Here is a 23,591-nt window from a genome sequence, read left to right on the forward strand (position 1 = left end):
CGGGGCGAGGTGTGTCAGTTACCGCTCGTGTACATAAGTGCCCGGCGAGGCTTCGCCGGCCGGGTATGCCTTGTTGCCCAGTTTGGTCGGGGCCTTTTTCAGTTCGCCCGAGCGCTCGGCCTGCCAGGCCTGCCAGTGCAGCCACCAGGAGTCGGCATGCTTGGTCGAGTTTTCCTGCCAGTCGTCAGCGTTGTCGGCCATTTCGGTGCTGGTCATGTAGCGCGACTTCGGGTTGCCCGGCGGGTTGAGGATGCTCTGGATATGCCCGCTGCTCGACAGCACGAATTCGACCTTGCCACCGAACAGTTGCGCCGACTTGTAGCAGGACTTCCACGGCGTGATGTGGTCGTTGGTGCCGGCCAGCGAATAGATGTCGGCGGTGACGTTCTTGAGGTTGATCGGCGTGCCGCACACTTCCAGTGCATCGGGGCGGATCAACGGGTTGTTTTTGAACATCTCGATCAGGTCGCCGTGGAATGCCGCCGGCAACCGGGTGGTGTCGTTGTTCCAGAACAGGATGTCGAACACCGGCGGCTCGTTGCCGAGCAGGTAGTTGTTGACCCAGTAGTTCCAGATCAGATCGTTCGGGCGCATCCACGCGAAGACCTTGGCCATGTCCTTGCCTTCGAGCACACCGGCCTGATACGAGTGCCGCTTGGCGGTCTCCAGGGTCTGCTCGTCGACGAACAGCGCGACGTCGGTGTCCAGGGTAGTGTCGAGCACGCTGACCAGCAGGGTCAGGGCGTTGACCTTGTTCTCGCCGATCGCCGCGTAATGGCCGAGCAGGGCGGTGCAGGTGATGCCGCCGGAGCAGGCGCCGAGCATGTTCACGTCTTTGCTGCCGGTGATCGCCGTGACCACGTCCACCGCTTCCTTGAGGGCTTCGATGTAGGTCGACAGGCCCCACTCGCGCTGTTCCTTGGTCGGGTTGCGCCAGCTGACGATGAAGGTCTGCACATTGCTGCGCAGGCAGAAGCGCGCCAGGCTCTTGTCCGGGCTCAGGTCGAATACGTAGAACTTGTTGATCTGCGGCGGGACCACCAGCAGCGGGCGTTCGTGGACCTGCTCGGTGATCGGCTTGTACTGGATCAGCTCCAGCACGTCGTTGCGAAACACCACCGCGCCTTCGGTCACGCCCAGGGTCTTGCCGACCTCGAACGCGCCCATGTTGACCTGGCTCGGCATGCCGCCGTTGTGGACCAGATCCTTGGCCAGGTGCGAAAGACCATCGAGCAGGCTTTTGCCGCCGGTCTCGAAGAAGCGTTTGACCGCCGCCGGGTTGGCCATGCTGTTGGTCGGGGCCATGGCTTCGGTCATCAGGTTGATGACGAAGTGGCCGCGCGCGATGTCTTTGGCCGACAGGTTGCTGTCGTCGATCCAGGCATGAAGCTCCTTGCGCCATGCCAGATAGGTTTGCAGATAACGTTTGTAGAGCGGGTTCTGGCCCCAGGCCGGATCGACGAAGCGACGGTCATCGCCAGCGGGTTGCAAGTCGGATTTGCCGAACAGCACATTCTTCAATTCAAGGCCGAAGTGAGTGACGTGCTTGACGCTATGGATCGGTTGTTTGATGGCCTGGGTCAGCACCATTCGAGCAGAGGCCAGCAGATCCTTTCCGCGAAGCCCAACGACAGGATTCAGCCCCAGGGTGTTTTCCGAGGCTTGGTACTTCAAATCATCGTTATTCTTGTTACTCATCTACGACGCTCCATTGTCCTGAGACGAGTACCCGGTTTTCTGCTGTCAGTTCCACAGCCAATGCCAGGTACTACTGCTCGGGTGACCGTTGATTCTGCATAGCTGCTTTACAGTCGTAGAGCACTGCAGGGAACTTGCCAGCTCCATTGGTTACCCGAGTTTAATTTTTTTCGCAAGCGGGCCGCTCCTCGGCGCCGAAGCGGAGCATTCAAACAGATGATTTTAGAAAATGCCCTCTAAACAGTCCGAGGTGCGGACTAGAGCATCAGCTTGACGACGGACTCGTCCGGGTCGCGGGTTTTGCCGGCCGCCTTGAGTTCGGCCAGATAATCGGCCCACAGTGCGTCATAACGTCGCCCCAGCTCGTAGAGATATTCCCAGGTGAACAGGCCGCTGTCGTGGCCGTCATCGAAGGTCAATTTCAGGGCGTAGTTGCCGGCCGGTTCCAGCTTGCTCAGGCCGACATGCAGCTTGCCGAATTGCAGGATCGGTTTGCCGTGGCCCTGGACCTCGGCGGAAGGGGAATGCACGCGCAGGAATTCGGCGGGCAGGGTGAACTCCTCGCCGGACGCGTATTTGAGCGTCAGGGTTTTCGAGGCTTTGTGCAGTTTGATGTCGGTGGGAAGTTGGGTCATGGCCTGGCGTCCAGTTTGTGAGCGACCCGTTCGAATGCGGGAGCGGGCCTGCTCGCGAAAGCGGTGTGTCAGCAACCGTCATGTCGGCTGACACGGCCTTCGCGAGCAAGCCCGCTCTCACAGGGTTCGCGCTACCGCTGTAAGAGTTGCTTACAGGATATAACGGGACAGGTCTTCGTTCTGCGCCAATTCACCCAAGTGGCTGTTGACGTACTCGGCGTCGATCTGGATCGCCTTGTCGTCATGGGCGCTGGCCAGGTCTCCGGCGCTGAACGACACCTCTTCCAGCAGGCGCTCGAGCAGCGTATGCAGGCGACGGGCACCGATGTTCTCGGTCTTCTCGTTGACCTGCCAGGCGATCTCCGCCAGACGCTTGATGCCTTCGGGCTGGAACTCGATGTTCAGGCCTTCGGTTTTCAGCAGCGCGCAGTATTGCTCGGTGAGCGAGGCGTGCGGTTCGCTGAGGATGCGCTCGAAGTCTTCCGGGCTCAGGGCCTTGAGTTCGACACGGATCGGCAGACGGCCTTGCAGCTCCGGCACCAGGTCGCTCGGCTTGCTCAGGTGGAACGCACCGGAGGCGATGAACAGGATGTGGTCGGTCTTGACCATGCCCAGTTTGGTGTTGACGGTGCAGCCCTCGATCAGCGGCAGCAGGTCGCGCTGCACACCTTCGCGGGACACATCGGCACCGCCGACGTTGCCGCGCTTGGCAACCTTGTCGATTTCGTCGATGAACACGATGCCGTGCTGCTCGACCGCTTCCAGGGCCTTGGTCTTCAATTCTTCTTCGTTGACCAGGCGTCCGGCTTCTTCGTCACGCACCAGTTTCAGTGCTTCCTTGACCTTGAGCTTGCGGGCCTTCTTCTTGCCCTTGCCCATGTTGGCGAACAGGCTCTGCAACTGGTTGGTCATCTCTTCCATGCCCGGAGGCGCGGAGATATCGACGCCGGACACTTCAGCGACTTCGATTTCGATTTCCTTGTCGTCCAGCTGGCCTTCGCGCAGGCGCTTGCGGAACAGTTGGCGCGTGTTGGAATCCTGGGTCGGCGCTTCGTCATTGTTGAAGCCCATGCGTGCCGGTGGCAGCAAGGCGTCGAGGATGCGGTCTTCGGCGGCGTCTTCGGCGCGGTGACGAACGCGGGTCATTTCCTGCTCGCGCAGCATCTTGATCGCGGCGTCGGCCAGGTCACGGATGATCGACTCGACGTCACGGCCGACATAACCGACTTCGGTGAATTTGGTCGCTTCGACCTTGATGAACGGCGCGTTGGCGAGTTTGGCCAGGCGACGGGCGATTTCGGTCTTGCCGACACCGGTCGGGCCGATCATCAGGATGTTTTTCGGGGTCACTTCAACGCGCAGTTCTTCAGGCAACTGCATCCGGCGCCAGCGGTTGCGCAGGGCAATCGCGACGGCGCGCTTGGCATCGTCCTGGCCGATGATATGGCGGTTGAGTTCGTGGACGATTTCGCGGGGAGTCATGGACATAGTAATTGACGGTCCTCAAGCAGAAACAAGCCGTGGCACACGGGCCGCAACAGGCTTATTCAGCGAGATCCTGCTCCTCAATGGTCTGGGTGTGGTTGGTGAATACACAGATGTCGCCGGCGATGCCGAGAGCAGTCTCGACGATTTCCCGGGCCGACAGGTCGGTCTTTTTCAGCAGGGCGCTGGCTGCAGCCTGCGCGTAGGCGCCGCCGGAACCCATGGCGATCAGGCCATCTTCGGGTTCGACCACGTCACCGTTGCCGGTGATGATCAGCGAGGCGTCCTTGTTGGCGACCGCGAGCATGGCTTCGAGGCGGCTCAGGGAACGGTCGGTGCGCCACTCTTTGGCGAGTTCGACGGCGGCGCGGATCAGGTGGCCCTGATGTTTCTCGAGCTGGCCTTCGAAGCGTTCGAAGAGGGTAAAGGCGTCAGCGGTGGCACCGGCAAAACCGGCGATGACCTGGCCGTGGTACAGGCGACGGACTTTTTTCGCGTTGCCTTTCATCACGGTGTTGCCGAGGGAAACCTGGCCGTCGCCGCCCATGACGACTTTGCCGTGGCGGCGGACTGAAACGATGGTGGTCAAGGGAAGAGTCTCCACGCTGCGGGGCGAAAATGCCTTATGCAAACCCATATGGGGGTGGTGGAGGGTTTTTCAACTGCGGGGTCAGTGAGGGGACGAGCGGTGGGCAAGTATTGGAAGACGTAGCGTCTGTGCCGGCGTCTTCGCGTGAAGGCCCGATGCCACAGGGTTTGTGCTGATCCCTGTGGCAGCGGGTTTGCTCCGGGCAACCGGTGTTTCTGACGCTGTCAGCGGCTCTGGCGTTGTTGTAACAACAGGTTGCTGAAGCCGGCGCCGGCCAGTTGTTTCTGTGCGGTGGTCAGTTGTTCGCGGTTGCTGAACGGGCCGACCAGCACGCGATACCAGGTTTCATCCTTCACCGTGCCGGACTCCACCGCCACCGCCTGCCCCAGCAGAATGATCTGCGCACGGACCTTGTCGGCGTCAGCCTCTTTGCGGAACGAACCGGCCTGGAGGAAGAACTTGGTCACGGGTGCCGCCTTGGTCACCGGCGGTGCGGGTGGCGGGGTGATCCCGGCCAGTGCCGCCTGAGCCCGCGCAGTGTCGATCTTCGCCGCTTCCGCCGGGGTCACCGGCGTTGTCGGGATGGCCGGCACTTGAGGGGTCGGCAGAGTCTTCTCCGGCACCGCATCCGGCGGCACGATCACTTCCGATTCCGGCAGCAGGGTGTAGAAGTCGTATTTCGGCTTCACCGGTTGCGTCGGGCTCGGCGGGGTCTTGTTGGCCTCGGCGATCTTGGTGGCTTTCTGTTGTTGCTGTTGCTCGACCTTCTCGCGCTTGACCGTGTCGCTGCCCTTGCCCGGCTCCAGTTTCATCAGAAACACGATGAACGCGCCGACCGTCAGGCCGATGGCCATCCACAGCCAACCCGGAATCGGTTGCTTCGCTGGAGCTTGATAACGGCTGGCGCCACGCTTGGGTGCAGGTTTTTTCTTGGCAGCCAACTTACATGCGCTCCAGGGTTTCCAGGCCCAACAGCTCCAGGCCTTGCTTGAGGGTACGGCCGGTCAGCGCGGCAAGGCGCAGGCGGCTTTGCATTTGCGCCGGGGTTTCGGCGGCGAGGATCGGGCAGTTCTCGTAGAAGCTGGAGAACAGGCCGGCAACGTCGTACAGGTAGGTGCAGAGGATGTGCGGCGTACCTTTGTCGGACACGTTGTTCAGCACTTCGCCGAACTGCGCCAGTTTGGCCGCCAGTTCCTGTTCGTGGGCGGCTTCGAGGACGATCTGGCCGTCGACTTCGCTGAAATCCTTGCCCAGCTTGCGGAATACACCGGCCACGCGGGTGTAGGCGTAAAGCAGGTATGGCGCGGTGTTGCCTTCGAAGTTGAGCATCAGGTCGAAGTTGAAGCTGTAGTCGCTGGTGCGGTGCTTGGACAGGTCGGCGTATTTCACCGCGCCGATGCCGACGACCTTGGCGATTTTGCGCAGTTCGTCCTCGGCCAGCTCCGGGTTTTTCTCTTTGACCAGGTTGTAGGCGCGCTCCTGAGCTTCGGTCAGCAGATCGATCAGCTTCACGGTGCCGCCGTCACGGGTCTTGAACGGGCGGCCGTCGGCGCCGTTCATGGTGCCGAAGCCCATGTGCTCCATGTCCATCGGATGGGTCACGAAACCGGCCTTGCGCGCCACGGCGAACACTTGCTGGAAGTGCAGGGCCTGACGCTGGTCGACGAAATACAGCGCGCGGTCGGCCTTGAGCTTGCCGCTGCGATAGCGCACGGCCGCTAGGTCGGTGGTGGCGTACAGGTAGCCGCCGTCAGCCTTGACGATGATCACCGGCAACGGCTCGCCTTCGGCATTCTTGAACTCGTCGAGGAACACGCACTGCGCGCCGTTGCTCTCGACCAGCATGCCGGCGGCCTTCAGGTCGTTGACCACGTTGATCAGGTCGTCGTTATAGGCGCTTTCGCCCATCACGTCGGCCATGGTCAGTTTGACGTTGAGCAGTTCGTAGATTTTCTGGCAATGCGACAGCGAGATGTCCTTGAACCGGGTCCACAGCGCCAGGCACTCGGCGTCGCCGGCCTGCAGCTTGACCACCAGGCCACGGGCGCGGTCGGCGAACTCGGGCGATTCGTCGAAACGCTGTTTGGCGGCGCGGTAGAAGTTTTCCAGGTCCGACAGTTCGTCGCTGGTGATCGGGTTTTCCTGCAGGTAGGCCATCAGCATGCCGAACTGCGTGCCCCAGTCGCCTACGTGGTTCTGGCGGATCACTTCGTCGCCGAGGAATTCGAGGACGCGGGCCACGCCGTCGCCAATGATGGTCGAACGCAGGTGGCCGACGTGCATTTCCTTGGCCAGGTTCGGTGCCGACAGGTCGACCACGGTGCGTTGCGCAGGACCGGCCTTGCGCACGCCGATACGCTCATCGGCCAGGGCGGCGTCGAGGCGGTTGGCCAGCGCCTGGGTGTTCTGGAAGAAATTGATGAAGCCCGGGCCGGCGATTTCCGCCTTGCTGACGTTTTCGTCGGCCGGCAGGGCGGCGATGAGTTTTTCCGCCAGATCACGCGGCTTCATGCCGGCCGGCTTGGCGAGCATCATCGCGATGTTGCTGGCGAAGTCGCCGTGGGTCTTGTCCCGGGCGTTTTCCACCTGGATCGCCGGCGTCAGGCCTTCAGGCAACACACCTTCGTTGACGAGTTGGGTGAGGGCTTGTTGGATCAGCTGGCGAATGGTGTCTTTCATGGTCTTCTCTTTCGACCGCTGGCGCGGCGGCGCATCGATGCGCGGGTGGAAAAACTGGGCATTATCCGTTGCGAAGACGGGCTTGCCAACCTTAGCAGGCAGGATGTGGATGTGTGGTGACAAATAGCGCGCTTTCGCGAGCCGGCAATCTTCAGATCAATACAAATCGACCGGGTCCACGTCCAGCGACCAGCGCACCGCCCGCCCGCTCGGCATCTGCTCCAGCGCCAGCAACCAACGGGCGAGCAACCGATGCAGCGGCGCCCGGGCCGTGGCTTGTAACAGAAGCTGGGCGCGGAAACGCCCGGCCCGTCGCTCCATCGGCGCCGGCACCGGCCCCAGCAGCTCGATGCCGCTCAGGCTCTGCTCGGCCAGCAAGCGCTCGGCCTCGCTGCAGGCCTCATCCAGAAAGCCTTCGGCCTGTCCCGGCTTGTGCGCTTCGGCGCGCAACAGCGCCAGATGAGCGAACGGTGGCAGGCCGGCGGCGCGGCGCTCGCTCAGGGCTTGTTCGGCGAAGGCGAAGTAACCCTGCTCAGTCAGTTGCACCAATAAAGGATGGTCGGCCAGGTGCGTTTGGATAATCACTTTGCCCGGTTCTTCCGCCCGCCCGGCGCGCCCGGCGACCTGGACGATCAGTTGCGCCATGCGCTCGCTGGCACGGAAGTCGCCGGAAAACAGCCCGCCGTCGGCGTCGAGGATCGACACCAGCGTCACCCGTGGAAAGTGGTGACCCTTGGCCAGCATCTGGGTGCCGACCAGAATGCACGGCTGGCCTTTCTGGATCGTCGCGAACAACTGGTTCATCGCGTCCTTGCGCGAGGTGCTGTCGCGGTCGACCCGCAGCACCGGGTAGTCCGGGAACAGAATCGCCAGCCGCTCCTCGGCGCGTTCGGTGCCGGCGCCCACCGGGCGCAGATCGACCTTGTTGCACTTCGGGCACTGGCGCGGCACGCGCTCGACGTAACCGCAGTGATGGCAGCGCAGTTCGCCGTAACGCTGGTGTACCGTCATCCGTGCGTCGCAGCGCTGACACTCGGACATCCAGCCGCAGTCGTGGCACAACAGGGTCGGGGCAAACCCCCGGCGGTTGAGGAATACCAGCACTTGTTGGCCGGCAGCGAGGGTCTGGCCGATGGCTTGTTGCATCGGCCCCGAAATGCCGCTGTCCAGTGGCCGGCTTTTTACATCCAGCCGCAGGAATCGGGGTGGCTTGGCGCCGCCGGCACGCTCGTTCATGTGCAGCAGGCCATACCGGCCGGTGTAGGCGTTGTGCAGGCTTTCCAGCGATGGCGTCGCGGAGCCGAGGACAATCGGGATGTTTTCCTGCCGCGCACGCACCAGCGCCAGGTCCCGGGCGTGATAACGCAGGCCTTCCTGCTGTTTATAAGAGCCGTCGTGTTCTTCATCGATGATGATCAGCCCCGGATGTTTCATCGGGGTGAACAGCGCCGAGCGGGTGCCGATAATAATGTCGGCCTCGCCGTCCCGGGCGGCGAGCCAGGCGTCGAGACGCTCGCGATCATTGACCGCCGAATGCAGCAGGGCGATGCGCGCGTTGAAACGCTGCTCGAAGCGCGCCAGGGTCTGTGGGCCGAGGTTGATCTCCGGGATCAGCACCAGTGCCTGCTTGCCGGCTTCAAGGGTTTCGCGGATCAACTGCAAATAGACTTCGGTCTTGCCGCTGCCGGTGACCCCGGCCAGCAGGAACGCGTGGTAGCTGTCGAACCCGGCGCGGATTGCTTCATAAGCGGCACGTTGCTCGGGGTTGAGCGGCAGTTCCGGCTGGGCCAGCCAGTGTTCGTGGCGCGCACCGGGGGCATGCCGGCGCACCTCGACCTGGACCAGATCCTTGGCCAGCAACAAATCGAGGCTGTCCTTGCTCAGCATCAGTTTGCTCAACAGCTGATGGGCGACGCCATGGGGGTGCTGGGCCAGGGTCGCCAAGGCTTCACGCTGGCGCGGCGCGCGGGCGATGCGCGGATCGTCGAGGCTGGCGCCGGGGGCGACCGACCAGAAGCGTTCCTGACGAGCCTCGGCCAGTTCACCCTGGCGCAGCAGCACCGGCAGCGCCCAGTTCAGGGTGTCGCCGAGGCTGTGCTGATAATACTGGGCCGTCCACAGGCACAGCCTGAACAGCGCTGGCGGCAGCGGCGCGGTGGCGTCGAGCAGGGCCAGCGCCGGTTTGAGTTTTTCCGCCGGCACTTCGCTGGTGTCGCTGACCTCGACCAGAATCCCGATCATTTCCCGCCGACCGAACGGCACTCGCAAACGCATGCCCGGTTGCAACTGGGCGCGTTTGATCCCGGCCGGGGCTCGATAATCGAACAGGCGGCGCAAAGGCGAAGGCAGGGCGAGGCGCAGAATGGCGTCGGGCACGCAGGGGGATCTCGATCGGCGGGGAAGGGTGATGCATGGCGTATTGGGCCGGGAGCCTAGCAGACGACCGGTTTGAGGGACAGCTTGCGCGATTGACATTGTCTGGTAGAATCCGCGGCCTAATTACGTGCGGTATTCAACAATAGTGTTGGGTGGCGGCACGCTAGCCTGAGGAATACATCATGAAAGCTGATATCCACCCGAATTACCCAGCAGTTGAAGTTACCTGCAGCTGCGGCAACAAATTCGAAACGCGTTCGACCTTCGGTAAAGCCCTGGCGATCGACGTTTGCAACGAATGCCACCCGTTCTACACCGGTAAGCAGAAGACTCTGGACACCGGTGGTCGCGTTCAGAAGTTCGCCGACCGTTTCGGTGCTTTCGGCGCGAAAAAGGCCTAAGGCCCCTCATTCTGGAAAACCTCAACGGCTTTTCCGGTCTGATGAAAAAGGCGTCCCTTGCGGGCGCCTTTTTTGTGTCCGCGATTTGGCTGCCTGGCGCCCAGGCCTTGTGTCCGACGCCTTCGGGACTGAGCAGTGTCGCCGTGCAACGGGTGGTGGATGGCGACACCTTGCGCCTGAGCGATGGTCGCAGCGTGCGGATGATCGGGCTCAACACGCCCGAACTGGGCAAGCAGGGCCGCAGCGATGAGCCGTTCGCCGTCGCGGCGCGCAAACGTCTTGAGGCGCTGGTGGCCGACAGCGGCGGGCGGGTCGGATTACTGCCTGGCAAAGAGGCAAAAGATCATTATGGCCGCACCCTTGCCCACCTCTACAGCGCCAGTGGCGTCAATCTTGAAGCGCAAATGCTCGCCGATGGCCTCGGTTTTCAGGTCGCGGTGGCGCCGAATGTCGATCTCGTCGCGTGTCAGCAAGCGGCCGAGCGTGAGGCGCGGCGTGCGGGTCGAGGTATCTGGCGTCAGTCTCCTGTACTGAAAGCGGAGCAGATTCAGCGCTCGGGTTTCGCCGTGGTCGGCGGGCGTGTGAGCAAGATTCAGCGCAATCGTGGCGGAATTTTCATCGAATTGCAGGGCGATCTGGTGCTGCGTGTTGCGCCCAATCTGGTCGAACAATTCGACAACGCACGTTTGCTGGCCATGCAGGGCAGGCAGATCGAGGCTCGTGGCTGGATCGTTGACCGCTCACGACGTGGCGGACTCAAAACAGGTCAGGCGCGCTGGCTGCTGCCATTAACCGATTCGTCCATGCTTGAGTTGTCCCGCTGAATAAAATTGTAGACATTTTTTCGGCTGATTGTGAACAGTCAAGCCCTTGTGCGCCGTGGCTCTTGGCCCAAAGTCGTAGGGCAGGGCGCTTGACAGGGGTGACCGGGCAGTCTTGTGGGGACTTTGCGAGGCGCGTATCCTCGCTGACCAGTCTGTCCAACAGTAAAAGCGGAATGCCCACATGTCTGATCTGAAAACTGCCGCTCTCGAATATCATGCCAATCCTCGTCCAGGAAAGCTGAGTGTCGAGCTCACCAAGGCCACTGCTACCGCTCGCGACCTGTCGCTGGCCTACAGCCCCGGCGTAGCCGAACCCGTGCGCGAGATCGCCCGCGATCCGGAACTGGCTTACAAGTACACCGGCAAAGGCAACCTGGTTGCAGTCATTTCCGATGGCACCGCGATTCTCGGCCTGGGCAACCTCGGCCCACTGGCTTCCAAGCCTGTGATGGAAGGTAAAGGCGTGCTGTTCAAGCGCTTTGCCGGTATCGACGTGTTCGACATCGAAGTCGACTCCGAAAGCCCGCAAGCCTTCATCGACACCGTCAAGCGCATCTCCATCACCTTCGGTGGCATCAACCTGGAAGACATCAAGGCACCTGAGTGCTTCGAGATCGAACGCGCTCTGATCGAGCAGTGCGACATTCCGGTGTTCCACGATGACCAGCACGGCACCGCGATCGTGACCGCCGCCGGCATGATCAACGCCCTGGAAATCGCTGGCAAAACCCTGGGTGAGGCGAAGATCGTCTGCCTGGGCGCCGGCGCTGCCGCCATCTCCTGCATGAAGCTGCTGGTGAGCATGGGGGCCAAGGTCGAGAACATCTACATGATCGACCGTACCGGCGTGATCCACGCTGGCCGTGACGATCTGAACCAGTACAAGGCGGTGTTCGCTCACGCTACCGACAAGCGCACGCTGGACGACGCCATCGAAGGCGCCGACGTGTTCGTGGGTCTGTCCGGTCCGAACCTGCTGACTGCCGAGCAGCTCAAGCGCATGGCGGCCAACCCGATCGTGTTCGCGTGCTCCAACCCGGATCCGGAAATCGCCCCGGAACTGGCCCACGCCACCCGCAACGACGTGATCATGGCCACCGGCCGTTCGGACTACCCGAACCAGGTCAACAACGTGCTGGGCTTCCCGTTCATCTTCCGCGGTGCCCTGGACGTTCGCGCCAAGCGCATCAACGAAGAAATGAAGATCGCCGCCGCCAACGCCCTGCGCGAACTGGCCAAGCTGCCAGTGCCGCAGGAAGTCTGCGACGCCTACGGTGGTATCTCCCTGGAATTCGGCCGTGAGTACATCATTCCGAAGCCAATGGACAAGCGCCTGATCACCGTGATCTCCGATGCTGTGGCCAAAGCGGCAATCGAGACCGGCGTGGCGACCCTGCCGTATCCGAAGAACTACCCGCTGAAAAGCGTGGATGACGTGTTCAACGGCTGAGTCGTTGTAACGCTTCAACCGAAAGCCCCGGCTCTTTGAGTCGGGGCTTTTTGTTTTGTGTCGGTCGCGATAATGCATTCCAGTTTCAAGACCGGCCCTCACCCTGACCCTCTCCCGGAGGGAGAGGGGACTGGCCGCAGTGCATGGTCAATCTGCACTGACCTGAAAGTGCCAGGTTGAACTTGCAATCGACTCGATTACTCAGGTCGATGCATCACGCAAGACCACTCGGTCGGCGCCCTCTCGCCCCGGGAGAGGGCTGAGGTGAGGGGCTGGCTTGAAGTGCAATGCGTTTCCCGGAGCAACAAAAAGCCCCGCGCTTCTCTCGAAGGCGGGGCTTTTCTGTGCTTGGGATCAGAACAGGTCGATCGGCGCCTGCTCATCCGCCGGCAGCGGACTGCCCGGCACGGCGCCATTGCCAATCTCGTTCACCGACGGCGGTGTGTCCTCAGCCTTGAACAGCTCGAAATACGCCCCCGGCGTGCTCGGCGTTGCCGCACGGCCGCTCACCGGGTCCACGCGCAGGCTCAGGATGCCTTCCGGCTCGGCCTGGGTGTGCGGTGGCTTGTCCTTGAGCGCGGCGGACATGTAGTTCATCCAGATCGGCAGCGCCACGGTGCCACCGAACTCGCGGCGACCAAGGCTTTCCGGCTGGTCGAAACCGGTCCACACGGTGGTCACGTAATCGGCGTTGTAGCCGGAGAACCACGCATCCTTGGATTCGTTGGTCGTACCGGTCTTGCCGGCAATGTCACCGCGACCCATGGCCAGCGCGCGACGACCGGTGCCGAGCTTGATCACGTCCTCGAGCATGCTGTTGAGGATATAGGTCGTACGGCCATCGACAATCCGCTCGGCCACCGCCGGAGCCTGCGGCACCGCCGCACTGCCCGGCGCCTCGCCCGGCGTCGCATTGACTGTGAATGCCGGTGTGGCCGGCGCTGCGATGCCATCGGTGGCCGCGCCGCCCTGAGGCACGCTTGGCGGGTTGGCAACGAACAGGGTGTCGCCGTTGCGGCTTTCGATCTTGTCGATGATGTACGGCGTGATCTTGTAGCCGCCGTTGGCGAAGGTGCTCCAGCCGGTGGCGATCTCCATCGGGGTCAGCGTCGCGGTGCCCAGCGCCAGCGAAAGGTTCGGCGGCAGGTCCTGCTTGTTGAAACCGAAGCGGGTGATGTAGTCGATGGTCTTGCCTACGCCCATCGCTTGCAACAGACGGATCGAAACCAGGTTGCGCGACTTGTACAGCGCCTCGCGCAGACGGATCGGGCCGAGGAAGGTGTTGGTGTCGTTCTTCGGGCGCCAGACCTTGTCCAGGTACTCGTCGACGAACACGATCGGCGCATCGTTGACCAGGCTGGCGGCGGTATAGCCGTTATCCAGCGCGGCACTGTAGACGAATGGCTTGAAGCTCGAACCCGGCTGACGCTTGGCCTGCATCGCACGGTTGTAGTTGCTCTGTTCGAAGGCGAAGCCGCCGACCAGCGAGCGGATCGCGCCGTTCTGCGGGTCCAGTGACACCAGCGCACCCTGCGCCTGAGGAATCTGGCTGAACTTGAGCGAATTGTCCTTCTGACGTTGCACGCGGATCAGGTCGCCGACCTGCGCCACATCCGACGGCTGGCGCGGTGCGGCGCCCATGCTGTTGGTGTTGAGGAACGGCCGTGCCCATTTCATGGTGTCCCACGCCACATGCTCTTCGCCTGTGCGGGTCAGCACTTGCACGCCGTTCTTGTCGACTTGGGTGACGATCGCCGGTTCGAGGCTGCTGATGGTGCGTTGCTTGGTCAGTTCGGTGGCCCAGGCTTCGCGGGTCTTGCCCGGCAGGCGCGACTCGGGGCCACGGTAGCCGTGGCGCTGGTCGTAGGTCATCAGGCCTTCGTGCAGCGCGGTGTTGGCCATTTCCTGCAGGTTGCTCGGCACCGTGGTGGTGACGCGGAAACCTTCGGTGTAGGCATCGCTGCCATAGCGACCGACCATTTCGGCGCGAGCCATTTCGGCGATATACGGCGCGTTCACTTCCGGCGTCGGTACGTGATAGCTGGCGTTGAGGGGTTCGTTGACCGCGGCGGTGTAGTCCGCTTCGCTGATCTTGCCGAGCTTGTACATGCGGCCGAGGATCCAGTCACGACGCTCCTTGCTGCGTGCCGGGTTGGCCAGCGGGTTGAAGCGCGACGGGGCTTTCGGCAGGCCGGCGATCATCGCCATCTGCGCCAGGCTGATCTCGCGGATCGACTTGCCGTAGTACACCTGCGCCGCCGCCTCGATGCCGTAGGCGCGGTTGCCCAGGTAGATCTTGTTCACGTACAGCTCAAGGATTTCGTCCTTGGTCAGCTGCCGTTCGATCTGCAGCGCCAGAAGGATTTCCGTGGTCTTGCGCGAGAAGCTGCGTTCGCTGGTCAGGAAGAAGTTCTTCGCCACCTGCATGGTGATCGTGCTGCCGCCGGACTGGATGTGCCCGCTTTTCACCAGTTGGGTCGCGGCGCGCATCAGGCTGCTCGGATCGACGCCATAGTGGTTGGCGAAGTTGTCGTCTTCAGCACTTAGTAACGCATTGATGAAATTGGGGGGAATGTCGGCGAAACGGATCGGAGTACGGCGCATTTCGCCAAATTCTGCGATCAACTTGTTGTCGCTGCTGTAGACCCGGAGCGGAATCTGCAACTGAATGCTTCTCAGCGCCTCCACAGATGGCAAACCCGGACTAAGGTAAAGAAACGCGCCGCTGAGACCTAAAAGCAGTCCGCAGAAAACGGCGACGATGGACCAACCGAAAAATTTCAGCAGACGAATCAAGGCTTTTGGACATCCAGGGCAAAGAATGAATTTGGCGACAGGGTTCCGGGAACACACAGAACGGCCTGCGCGGGCAGTAAAAAGCGGAAAAAAACGCTGGGCATTATAAGCACTTTTCCGCCGGGGGCGTCATTTGCGCTTCTGTCAAGACGGGGCGAGGGAACGCAATGCTCATTACAGAGTCCGTAACTCACGGAAAGTCATAGGGAATTGGTAGTGCTAGGACTCTTCAATAAAAAAGCCAATACGTTACTGGGGATCGACATCAGCTCCACTTCGGTGAAGCTGCTGGAGTTGAGCCGTCAGGGCGACCGCTACCGGGTCGAGGCCTACGCGGTGGAGCCGTTGCCGGCGAACGCCGTGGTCGAGAAAAACATCGCCGAACTCGAAGGCGTGGGCCAGGCGCTGTCACGGGTGCTGCTCAAGGCGCGCACCGGGCTCAAGACCGTCGCGGTGGCGGTAGCCGGGTCGGCAGTGATCACCAAGGTCATCGAGATGGACGCCGGGCTGTCCGACGACGAGCTGGAAAACCAGCTCAAGATCGAGGCCGATCAATACATTCCCTATCCGCTGGACGAGGTCGCCATCGACTTCGAAGTCCAGGGCGCCTCACCGCGCAATCCCGAGCGAGTCAATGTGCTGCTCGCTGCCTGTCGCAAGGAAAACGTCGAGGTTCGCGAAGCGGCGCTGGCCCTTGCCGGGCTGACTGCGCGGGTGGTCGATGTCGAGGCCTATGCGCTGGAGCGCTCGTTCGGCCTGCTCGCCACGCAACTGGCAGCCTCCCAGGAGCGCCTGACCGTGGCGGTAGTCGACATCGGCGCGACCATGACCACCCTCAGCGTTCTGCACAACGGGCGGATCATCTATACCCGCGAACAACTGTTCGGCGGTCGCCAGCTGACCGAGGAGATCCAGCGGCGTTATGGCCTGACCGTCGAGCAAGCAGGGCTGGCGAAGAAACAGGGCGGTCTGCCGGACGACTATGTCGGCGAAGTCCTGCAGCCGTTTCGCGAGGCGCTGGTGCAACAGGTGTCGCGCTCCTTGCAGTTTTTCTTTGCCTCGGGCCAGTACAACGCGGTCGATCACATCCTGCTGGCCGGCGGCACGGCGTCGGTGCCGGGGCTGGATCGCCTGATCGAGCAACGCCTGAGCACCCCGACCCAGGTCGCCAACCCCTTTTCCGACATGGCCTTGAGCAGCAAGGTCAACGCCGGGGCCTTGGCGAGCGATGCGCCGGCCCTGATGATTGCCTGCGGGCTCGCGCTCAGGAGCTTCGACTGATGGCGCGGATCAACCTTTTACCCTGGCGTGAAGAGCGTCGCGAAGAGCGGCGCAAACGCTTTCTGCTGTCATTGATCGGCGTGGTGGTCGGCTCGGTCGGTGCGGTGTTCATCGCCGACCAGATCATCGGCAACGCCATCGCCCGCCAGGTGGCGCGCAATGATTACATCGGCAAGCAGATCGCCGTGGTCGATGAACGGATCAAGCAGATCAGCGACCTCAAGGCCCATCGCCAGCAACTGGTGGAGCGCATGCGCATCATCCAGGACTTGCAGGGCAACCGACAGATCAGCGGGCGGATCTTCGATCAGCTGGCGCGCACCCTGCCTGACGGGGTGTATTTCACCGAGGTGAAAATGGTCGGCAACACCCTGTCGATCAACGGTGCGGCGGAATCGAACAATCGGGTGTCCGACCTGATGCGCAATCTCGATGCGTCCGACTGGTTCGACGCGCCGAGCCTGAATGAAGTGAAGGCGACCACGGCCGGGCAACTGGATCAGGCCAACGTGTTTCAACTGACCGTGCGCCAGACCCGGCCCAAGACCCTGGAGGACGACCAATGAAACCGTCCGAATGGCTCAGCAGTCTGCGCAGTGTCGACTTCAACGATCTGGACACCAGCAACATCGGTTCCTGGCCGTCGGCGGTGAAAGGCCTGGCCGGTGCGCTGTTGATGATCCTGGTGCTGGCGCTGGGCTATAACTTTTTCATCAGCGACATGGAAAGCCAGCTCGAACTCAAGCGCGATGAGGAGCGCACACTCAAGGAGCAGTTCGCCAGCAAGGCGCATATGGCGGCCAATCTGGAGCTGTACATCCAGCAGATGAAGGAAATGGAAAACTCGTTCGGTGTGCTGCTGCGCCAGTTGCCCAGCGATACCGAGGTGCCGGGCCTGCTGGAGGACATCACCCGCACCGGGCTGGGCAGCGGTCTGGAGTTCGAGGAGATCAAGCTGTTGCCGGAGGTGACCCAGCAGTTCTATATCGAGCTGCCGATCCAGATCACCGTCACCGGCGCCTATCACGACCTTGCCACGTTCGTCAGCGGCGTCGCCGGGTTGCCGAGGATCGTCACCCTGCACGATTTCGAACTGGCACCGGCTAATCCCGAGGGCGGGCCGAAGTTGCGCATGAGCATCCTCGCCAAGACCTATCGCTACAACGACAAGGGGCTGCAAAAATGAGCCCGATCCGTTTTCTCATCCTGTCGATATTGATGCTCGCGCTGAGCGGCTGTGGCGATGACGACTTCCAGGACCTCGACGCCTACATGAACGAGGTTCGCCTGCGCCCGCCGGGCAAGATCGAACCCACCCCGACATTCCGCTCGTACCCGACGTTCACCTACAGCGCTGCCAACCTGCGCAGTCCGTTTTCACGCCAGGTGCGGGTCGACCTGGCGGGCCAGCAGCGGGGCTCGCGCAACGTCAAGCCGGATCCCAACCGGGTCAAGCAATACCTCGAAGGTTTCAACATCGAGCAATTCGAGATGGTCGGCACGATCGCCAATGCCTCCGGTTCCTTTGCGCTGCTGCGCGGAGCGGGCGGGGTGCATCGGTTGAAGGTCGGCGACTACCTGGGGCGCAACGACGGCCGCATCGTCGCGATCAGCGCCAGCCAGGTCGATGTGGTCGAAATCGTTCCCGATGGCGAAGGCGCCTGGCTGGAGCGACCGCGCACCATTCCTTTGAAAGAGCACTCATAGTGGAAGTCGAACAATGAACAGGATTTTCTCCACCCTCGGTTTTTCGCTATGGATAGCGCTGCTTTCGCCGATGGTACAGGCGGCCAGTCTCAAGGCGCTGGATGTCGCGGCGCTGCCGGGTGACCGCGTCGAACTCAAGCTGTCGTTCGATGGCACGCCGCCGCAGCCCAAGGGCTACACCACCGAATCGCCCGCACGGATCGCCCTCGATCTGCCCGGCGTTGCCAGTCAGTTGGCAGTCAAGACCCGCGATCTGGGCAGCGGTAATGCCCGCAGCGCCACGGTGGTCGAGGCCAAGGATCGCACGCGGCTGATCATCAACCTGACCCAGTTGACGCCGTACGACGCCCGGGTCGAGGGCAACACGCTGTTCGTGGTGGTCGGGCAGGGCACCAAGGCCACCGTGCCACGGCCGGTGACCGCTGCGCAGCGGGCAACCCCCGCGCCGGCGCCGGCCAGAACCTTCGCGCCGACGGCCAGGGCGATTCGCGGCGTGGACTTCCAGCGCGGCACGGACGGTGAGGGCAATGTCGTCATCGATCTGTCGGATCCCGCCATCGCCCCGGACATTCAGGAGCATGACGGCAAGATCATCCTCAACTTCGCCCGCACCCAACTGCCCGAAAAACTGCGGGTGCGGCTGGACGTCAAGGATTTCGCCACTCCGGTGCAATTCGTCAGTTCCAGCGTCAGCGGTGATCGGGCGACGATCGCCGTCGAGCCCAGCGGTGCTTTTGACTATTCGACTTTCCAGACCGACAACAAGCTGACCGTCAGCATTCGGCCGATGACCGTCGACGATTTGCGCAAGCGCAACGTTGACCGCAACAGCTACAGCGGCGAAAAGCTCTCGCTTAACTTCCAGGACATCGACGTGCGCTCGGTACTGCAACTGATCGCCGACTTCACCAATCTCAATCTGGTGGCCAGCGATACGGTTCAGGGCGGTATCACGTTGCGTCTGCAAAACGTGCCGTGGGATCAGGCACTGGATCTGGTGCTGAAAACCAAAGGCCTGGATAAACGCAAGATCGGCAACGTGCTGCTGGTGGCTCCGGCGGATGAAATCGCCGCCCGGGAGCGCCAGGAGCTGGAGTCGCAGAAACAGATTGCTGAACTCGCACCGTTGCGTCGGGAGCTGTTGCAGGTCAACTACGCTAAGGCCACGGACATCGCCAAGCTGTTCCAGTCGGTGACCAGTGCCGAGGCGAAGGTCGACGAACGCGGCTCGATCACCGTCGATGAGCGCACCAACAACATCATTGCCTACCAGACCCAGGATCGCCTCGACGAGTTGCGGCGGATCGTGGCGCAACTGGATATTCCGGTGCGCCAAGTGATGATCGAGGCGCGGATCGTCGAGGCCAACGTCGATTACGACAAGAGCCTGGGCGTGCGCTGGGGCGGTTCGATCCAGAACAAGGGCAACTGGAATACCTCCGGGGTCAGCAACGGCTCATCGACCACCATCGGGACGCCGGGCAGTACCAGCACCAACTCGCCGTTCGTCGACATGGGCACGGTCAACAACACCTCCGGGATCGGCATCGCGTTCATCACCGACAACGTGTTGCTCGATCTTGAGCTGACCGCGATGGAGAAGACCGGCAATGGCGAAATCGTCTCGCAGCCCAAGGTCGTCACCTCCGACAAGGAAACCGCGAAAATCCTCAAGGGCACCGAGATTCCCTATCAGGAAGCCAGCTCCAGCGGCGCCACGTCGGTGTCCTTCAAGGAGGCTTCGCTGTCGCTGGAAGTGACGCCGCAGATCACCCCCGACAACCGCATCATCATGGAGGTCAAGGTCACCAAGGACGAACCGGACTACCTGAACAAAGTGCAGGATGTACCGCCGATCAAGAAAAACGAGGTCAACGCCAAGGTGCTGGTGAATGACGGCGAGACCATCGTGATTGGTGGGGTTTTCTCAAATACTCAAAGCAAAGTCGTAGATAAGGTGCCATTTCTTGGCGATGTGCCGTATCTTGGCCGCCTTTTCCGGCGTGATGTGGTTTCGGAGAAAAAATCCGAGCTGTTGGTCTTCCTCACTCCGCGTATCATGAATAACCAGGCGATTGCTGTGAGTCGTTGATTCTGTGCGAAATTTGATTCTTGTAGGACCGATGGGCGCTGGAAAAAGCACCATCGGCCGGTTGCTGGCCAAAGAGCTGCGCCTGCCGTTCAAAGATTCCGACAAGGAAATTGAACTGCGCACGGGCGCCAATATCCCGTGGATCTTCGACAAGGAAGGCGAACCCGGCTTCCGCGACCGCGAAGAGGCGATGATCGCCGAACTGTGCGCATTCGACGGCGTGGTGCTGGCGACCGGCGGCGGCGCGGTGATGCGCGATGCCAACCGCAAGGCCCTGCATGCGGGCGGGCGGGTGGTGTACCTGCACGCCTCCGTCGAGCAGCAGGTCGGTCGCACCTCCCGTGATCGCAATCGCCCGCTGCTGCGCACCGCCGATCCGGCGAAAACCCTGCGCGATCTGCTGGCGCTGCGCGATCCGCTGTATCGGGAAATCGCCGACCTCGTCGTGGAAACCGACGAGCGGCCACCACGCATGGTGGTGCTCGATATCCTGGAACGCCTGCAGCAGCTTCCGCCCCGTTAAAGTGCCGTCGCAAATGCGCTATCCTCGGCGTCCTGTCGAGGGTTGTGGCGGATGGCAGGCGAGCGGCGTCATACCGGCACATGCCGTGAACATTCGATAATTCCAGGCAGGACGCCTGCTTCATCTTCATCGTGGGGACTCATGCAGACACTCAAGGTCGATCTAGGCGAGCGCAGCTACCCGATCCATATTGGCGAAGGCCTGTTGGACCGTCCCGAATTGCTGGCTCCGCACATCCATGGGCGGCAAGTGGCAATCATCTCCAACGAGACCGTTGCGCCGCTCTATCTCGAGCGTCTGACCCGCAGCCTGGCGCAGTTTTCGGTGATTTCCGTCGTCCTGCCGGACGGCGAAGCCTTCAAGAACTGGGAAACCCTGCAACTGATCTTCGACGGCCTGCTGACCGCCCGTCATGACCGCCGCACCACGGTGATCGCCCTGGGCGGCGGTGTGATCGGCGACATGGCCGGTTTTGCGGCCGCCTGCTATCAGCGTGGCGTCGACTTCATCCAGATCCCCACCACACTGCTGTCCCAGGTCGATTCGTCGGTGGGCGGCAAGACCGGGATCAACCATCCGCTGGGCAAGAACATGGTCGGCGCGTTCTATCAGCCGAACGTGGTGCTGATCGATACGGCGTCCCTCAACACCCTGCCGGCGCGTGAGCTTTCCGCCGGTCTGGCGGAAGTCATCAAATACGGGCTGATCTGCGACGAGCCGTTCCTGACCTGGCTCGAAGACAACGTCGACAAGCTGCGCAATCTGGATCAGCAAGCGCTGACCTACGCCATCGAGCGCTCCTGCGCGGCCAAGGCTGCGGTGGTCGGTGCCGATGAGCGCGAGTCCGGCGTGCGCGCGACCCTCAACCTCGGCCACACCTTTGGCCACGCCATCGAAACCCACATGGGCTATGGTGTCTGGTTGCATGGTGAGGCGGTCGCGGCTGGCACTGTGATGGCGCTGGAGATGTCCGCGCGTCTGGGCTGGATCAGCGACGCAGAGCGTGATCGCGGCATCCGCCTGTTCCAGCGGGCCGGTCTGCCGGTGATTCCGCCGGAAGAGATGACCGAAGCCGATTTTCTCGAACATATGGCAATTGATAAAAAAGTGATCGACGGTCGCCTGCGCCTGGTGCTGCTGCGCCGGATGGGCGAAGCAGTGGTGACCGACGATTATCCGAAAGAGGTTCTACAGGCCACGCTGGGAGCGGATTACCGCGCCCTGGCTCAGCTTAAAGGTTAATAAGATTCCGATGACTAGTTTGCATGCCGACGAGGCGTTTCTCGGCCATTACCAGTTAAGTCACGACCCTTTCGCTCCACGGGTTCCGGGCTTCAAGTTCTTCCCGGCCCAGCGCAAACCGGTGCTGGGGCAGTTGCATCACCTGGCCCGCTACAGCCAGTTGCTGCTGGTGGTCACCGGCCCGCAGGGCAGTGGCAAGACGTTGCTGCGCCAGGCGCTGGTGGCCAGTACCAACAAACAATCGGTGCAGAGCGTCGTTGTCTCCGCCCGTGGTGCGGGCGATGCGGCCGGCGTGTTGCGACAGGTGGCCCAGGCACTGAACGTGGCACAGGCCGAAGTCAACGCCATCCTCGATCAAGTGGTGCAACTGGCGCTGACCGGTCAGGAAGTCTATCTGCTGGTGGACGATGCCGAACAACTCGACGAGTCCGCCCTGGAAGCCTTGATGGCATTGGGGGCCGGCGCACCGGAAGGTCGCCCGCATGTGTTCCTGTTCGGCGAGTCGTCGCTGATCGCTCAGCTTGAGGCCTTGCACCTTGAGGAAGAGCGCTTCCACGTCATCGAATTGCAGCCATACACCGAGGAAGAAACCCGCGAATACCTCGACCAGCGGCTCGAAGGCGCCGGCCGTGGTATCGAACTTTTCACCGCGGATCAGATCTCTGATATTCACGAAAGCTCCGAGGGCTGGCCTGGCAACATCAACCAGGTCGCTCGCGATGCGATGATCGAAGCCATGATTGCCAGCCGCTCTGCGGTCAAGCGTCCAAGTATGGGGTTCAACATGCCGAAGAAACACGTATTGGCGATTTCCGCCGTCGTTGTGGTCGCGGTCGCTGCCGCCTGGCTGATGCCGGGCCGCAACAAGGCGCCGACCACCGGCGCGCCGGCCAACGAACAGGCGCAACTGCCATTGGGTCAGGGCACGCCTCAGGCCGGCGGCGCGCCGTCCGTCGAGTTCAATGGCAACACCCAGCCGATGCCGTTGCCGCTGGTCGGCAACTCGCAACCGGTGATGCGCGGCCCGTTGGCCGAGGCGGCGGGTGGAATCACCGAAGGTGACGATGGTGTGCCGCTCGAAGGCTCCAGCAATACGCCGCCGACCGTGACCACCACTGCGCCGCCGGCAGGCGTTCCGGCAGGCCCGGCACCTACGCCGGTCCCGGTTCCGGTTCCAGCCGCCAAGCCGACCCCGGCACCGACCCAGGTGGCGACCGCCAAGCCTGCTCCGGCGGCGCCAGTGGCCAAACCTGCTCCAGCGCCGGCCAAGCCTGTCGCCGCCGCCAAACCGGCGGAGAAGCCTGCCGAGAAGCCTGTGACCGTTGCCAAGGCTGCCGGTGGCAGCTGGTACGCCGGCCAGGCACCGGGTAACTACGTGGTGCAGATCCTCGGCACCAGCTCCGAAGCGACCGCGCAGAACTTCGTCAAGGAGCAGGGCGGCGAGTACCGTTATTTCAAGAAAGTCCTCAACGGCAAGCCTCTCTACGTGATCACCTATGGCAGTTTTGCCAACCGTGATGCGGCTGTTTCTGCCATCAAGGCCTTGCCAGCGAAGGTTCAGGCTGGTAAACCTTGGCCTCGCACTGTCGCCAGCGTCCAACAGGAACTGGCTACAACTCGCTGAAGATTCGGCGGCCTTACCCAGGCTGCCTCTCCCGGCACCTCAAAATCTCCACGAGTGCGCGCCGTCTCCACAGACTGCGTGCCTTGTGGTGTCTGCGTCACTGTAGTCTTTGAGTCGTTGCGGTCAAAATTAAAAAAGTTTTGACTAGCACAGCAGATCGCTTTAAACCTTTCACAAATGCGACATGAA

General features: G+C 62.1%; 19 protein-coding genes. 11 read left to right on the plus strand and 8 right to left on the minus strand.

The window, feature by feature from the left end:
* Window positions 1-18: 18 nt before the first annotated feature.
* The 7 genes from phaC to KVQ74_RS15330 form a co-directional block, all read right to left on the minus strand.
* Window positions 19-1,698 carry a class II poly(R)-hydroxyalkanoic acid synthase gene (phaC, locus tag KVQ74_RS15300; protein ID WP_217831936.1) on the minus strand — a complete coding sequence of 560 codons (1,680 nt, stop codon included), beginning with the start codon at window positions 1,696-1,698 and terminating at the stop codon, window positions 19-21.
* A gap of 257 nt (window positions 1,699-1,955) precedes the next feature.
* Entirely contained in the window at window positions 1,956-2,333 is a 378-nt protein-coding gene (locus KVQ74_RS15305) for a gamma-butyrobetaine hydroxylase-like domain-containing protein (protein WP_217831939.1), read from the minus strand.
* 150 nt (window positions 2,334-2,483) lie between these two features.
* Window positions 2,484-3,821: an ATP-dependent protease ATPase subunit HslU gene (gene hslU / locus KVQ74_RS15310; RefSeq protein ID WP_217831941.1), complete on the minus strand. Its 1,338-nt coding sequence runs from the start codon at window positions 3,819-3,821 to the stop codon at window positions 2,484-2,486.
* 55 nt (window positions 3,822-3,876) lie between these two features.
* Window positions 3,877-4,407 carry an ATP-dependent protease subunit HslV gene (gene hslV, locus KVQ74_RS15315; protein ID WP_007968352.1) on the minus strand — a complete coding sequence of 177 codons (531 nt, stop codon included), beginning with the start codon at window positions 4,405-4,407 and terminating at the stop codon, window positions 3,877-3,879.
* A gap of 224 nt (window positions 4,408-4,631) precedes the next feature.
* Window positions 4,632-5,348 (minus strand): SPOR domain-containing protein, encoded by a 717-nt coding sequence (locus KVQ74_RS15320; RefSeq protein WP_085732564.1) that lies wholly within the window; start codon window positions 5,346-5,348, stop codon window positions 4,632-4,634.
* Window position 5,349: 1 nt separating this feature from the next.
* Window positions 5,350-7,086 carry an arginine--tRNA ligase gene (gene argS, locus KVQ74_RS15325; RefSeq protein ID WP_217831943.1) on the minus strand — a complete coding sequence of 579 codons (1,737 nt, stop codon included), beginning with the start codon at window positions 7,084-7,086 and terminating at the stop codon, window positions 5,350-5,352.
* A gap of 156 nt (window positions 7,087-7,242) precedes the next feature.
* A complete protein-coding gene (locus KVQ74_RS15330; protein ID WP_217831945.1) occupies window positions 7,243-9,462 on the minus strand; it encodes a primosomal protein N' in 2,220 nt (739 codons plus the stop codon).
* Between the two features lie 182 nt (window positions 9,463-9,644).
* On the opposite strand from KVQ74_RS15330, the gene rpmE reads away from it, so the two are divergent.
* The 3 genes from rpmE (at window position 9,645) to KVQ74_RS15345 (ending at window position 12,137) form a co-directional block, all read left to right on the plus strand.
* Window positions 9,645-9,863: a 50S ribosomal protein L31 gene (gene rpmE, locus KVQ74_RS15335; protein ID WP_217831947.1), complete on the plus strand. Its 219-nt coding sequence runs from the start codon at window positions 9,645-9,647 to the stop codon at window positions 9,861-9,863.
* A 41-nt stretch (window positions 9,864-9,904) separates the two neighbouring features.
* Window positions 9,905-10,687, plus strand: a complete 783-nt coding sequence (locus tag KVQ74_RS15340; protein WP_217831949.1) for a thermonuclease family protein — start codon at window positions 9,905-9,907, stop codon at window positions 10,685-10,687.
* 181 nt (window positions 10,688-10,868) lie between these two features.
* Window positions 10,869-12,137, plus strand: coding sequence for a malic enzyme-like NAD(P)-binding protein (locus KVQ74_RS15345; protein WP_217831951.1), 1,269 nt, complete (start codon window positions 10,869-10,871; stop codon window positions 12,135-12,137).
* 354 nt (window positions 12,138-12,491) lie between these two features.
* Here the strand turns inward: KVQ74_RS15345 and KVQ74_RS15350 are convergent, their stop codons facing one another.
* The gene (locus KVQ74_RS15350) at window positions 12,492-14,930 is read right to left on the minus strand and encodes a penicillin-binding protein 1A (RefSeq protein WP_404822685.1); all 2,439 of its coding nucleotides are present in this window, start codon (window positions 14,928-14,930) and stop codon (window positions 12,492-12,494) included.
* Between the two features lie 219 nt (window positions 14,931-15,149).
* Here KVQ74_RS15350 and KVQ74_RS15355 point away from each other — a divergent pair, with 219 nt between their 5' ends.
* The 8 genes from KVQ74_RS15355 (at window position 15,150) to KVQ74_RS15390 (ending at window position 23,402) form a co-directional block, all read left to right on the plus strand.
* Window positions 15,150-16,214, plus strand: a complete 1,065-nt coding sequence (locus KVQ74_RS15355) for a pilus assembly protein PilM (RefSeq protein WP_217831955.1) — start codon at window positions 15,150-15,152, stop codon at window positions 16,212-16,214.
* A complete protein-coding gene (locus KVQ74_RS15360; RefSeq protein WP_217831957.1) occupies window positions 16,214-16,780 on the plus strand; it encodes a PilN domain-containing protein in 567 nt (188 codons plus the stop codon). Before KVQ74_RS15355 ends, KVQ74_RS15360 begins: the two co-directional genes overlap by 1 nt.
* Window positions 16,777-17,400 (plus strand): type 4a pilus biogenesis protein PilO, encoded by a 624-nt coding sequence (gene pilO, locus KVQ74_RS15365; RefSeq protein WP_217831959.1) that lies wholly within the window; start codon window positions 16,777-16,779, stop codon window positions 17,398-17,400. Before KVQ74_RS15360 ends, pilO begins: the two co-directional genes overlap by 4 nt.
* Window positions 17,397-17,921 carry a pilus assembly protein PilP gene (locus KVQ74_RS15370; protein ID WP_217831961.1) on the plus strand — a complete coding sequence of 175 codons (525 nt, stop codon included), beginning with the start codon at window positions 17,397-17,399 and terminating at the stop codon, window positions 17,919-17,921. The genes pilO and KVQ74_RS15370 overlap by 4 nt, the downstream gene beginning before the upstream one ends.
* Window positions 17,922-17,934: 13 nt before the next feature.
* On the plus strand, window positions 17,935-20,013 hold the full coding sequence (gene pilQ, locus KVQ74_RS15375; RefSeq protein ID WP_217831962.1) for a type IV pilus secretin PilQ: 2,079 nt from the start codon (window positions 17,935-17,937) through the stop codon (window positions 20,011-20,013).
* Between the two features lie 4 nt (window positions 20,014-20,017).
* Window positions 20,018-20,536, plus strand: coding sequence for a shikimate kinase AroK (gene aroK / locus KVQ74_RS15380; RefSeq protein WP_217831963.1), 519 nt, complete (start codon window positions 20,018-20,020; stop codon window positions 20,534-20,536).
* Window positions 20,537-20,677: 141 nt separating this feature from the next.
* Window positions 20,678-21,778, plus strand: a complete 1,101-nt coding sequence (gene aroB / locus KVQ74_RS15385) for a 3-dehydroquinate synthase (protein WP_217831965.1) — start codon at window positions 20,678-20,680, stop codon at window positions 21,776-21,778.
* Between the two features lie 10 nt (window positions 21,779-21,788).
* The gene (locus KVQ74_RS15390; protein ID WP_217831967.1) at window positions 21,789-23,402 is read left to right on the plus strand and encodes an AAA family ATPase; all 1,614 of its coding nucleotides are present in this window, start codon (window positions 21,789-21,791) and stop codon (window positions 23,400-23,402) included.
* The last annotated feature ends 189 nt before the right edge of the window (window positions 23,403-23,591 follow it).

The organism is Pseudomonas botevensis, assembly GCF_019145475.1.
GTDB classification, from domain to species: Bacteria; Pseudomonadota; Gammaproteobacteria; order Pseudomonadales; family Pseudomonadaceae; genus Aquipseudomonas; species Aquipseudomonas botevensis.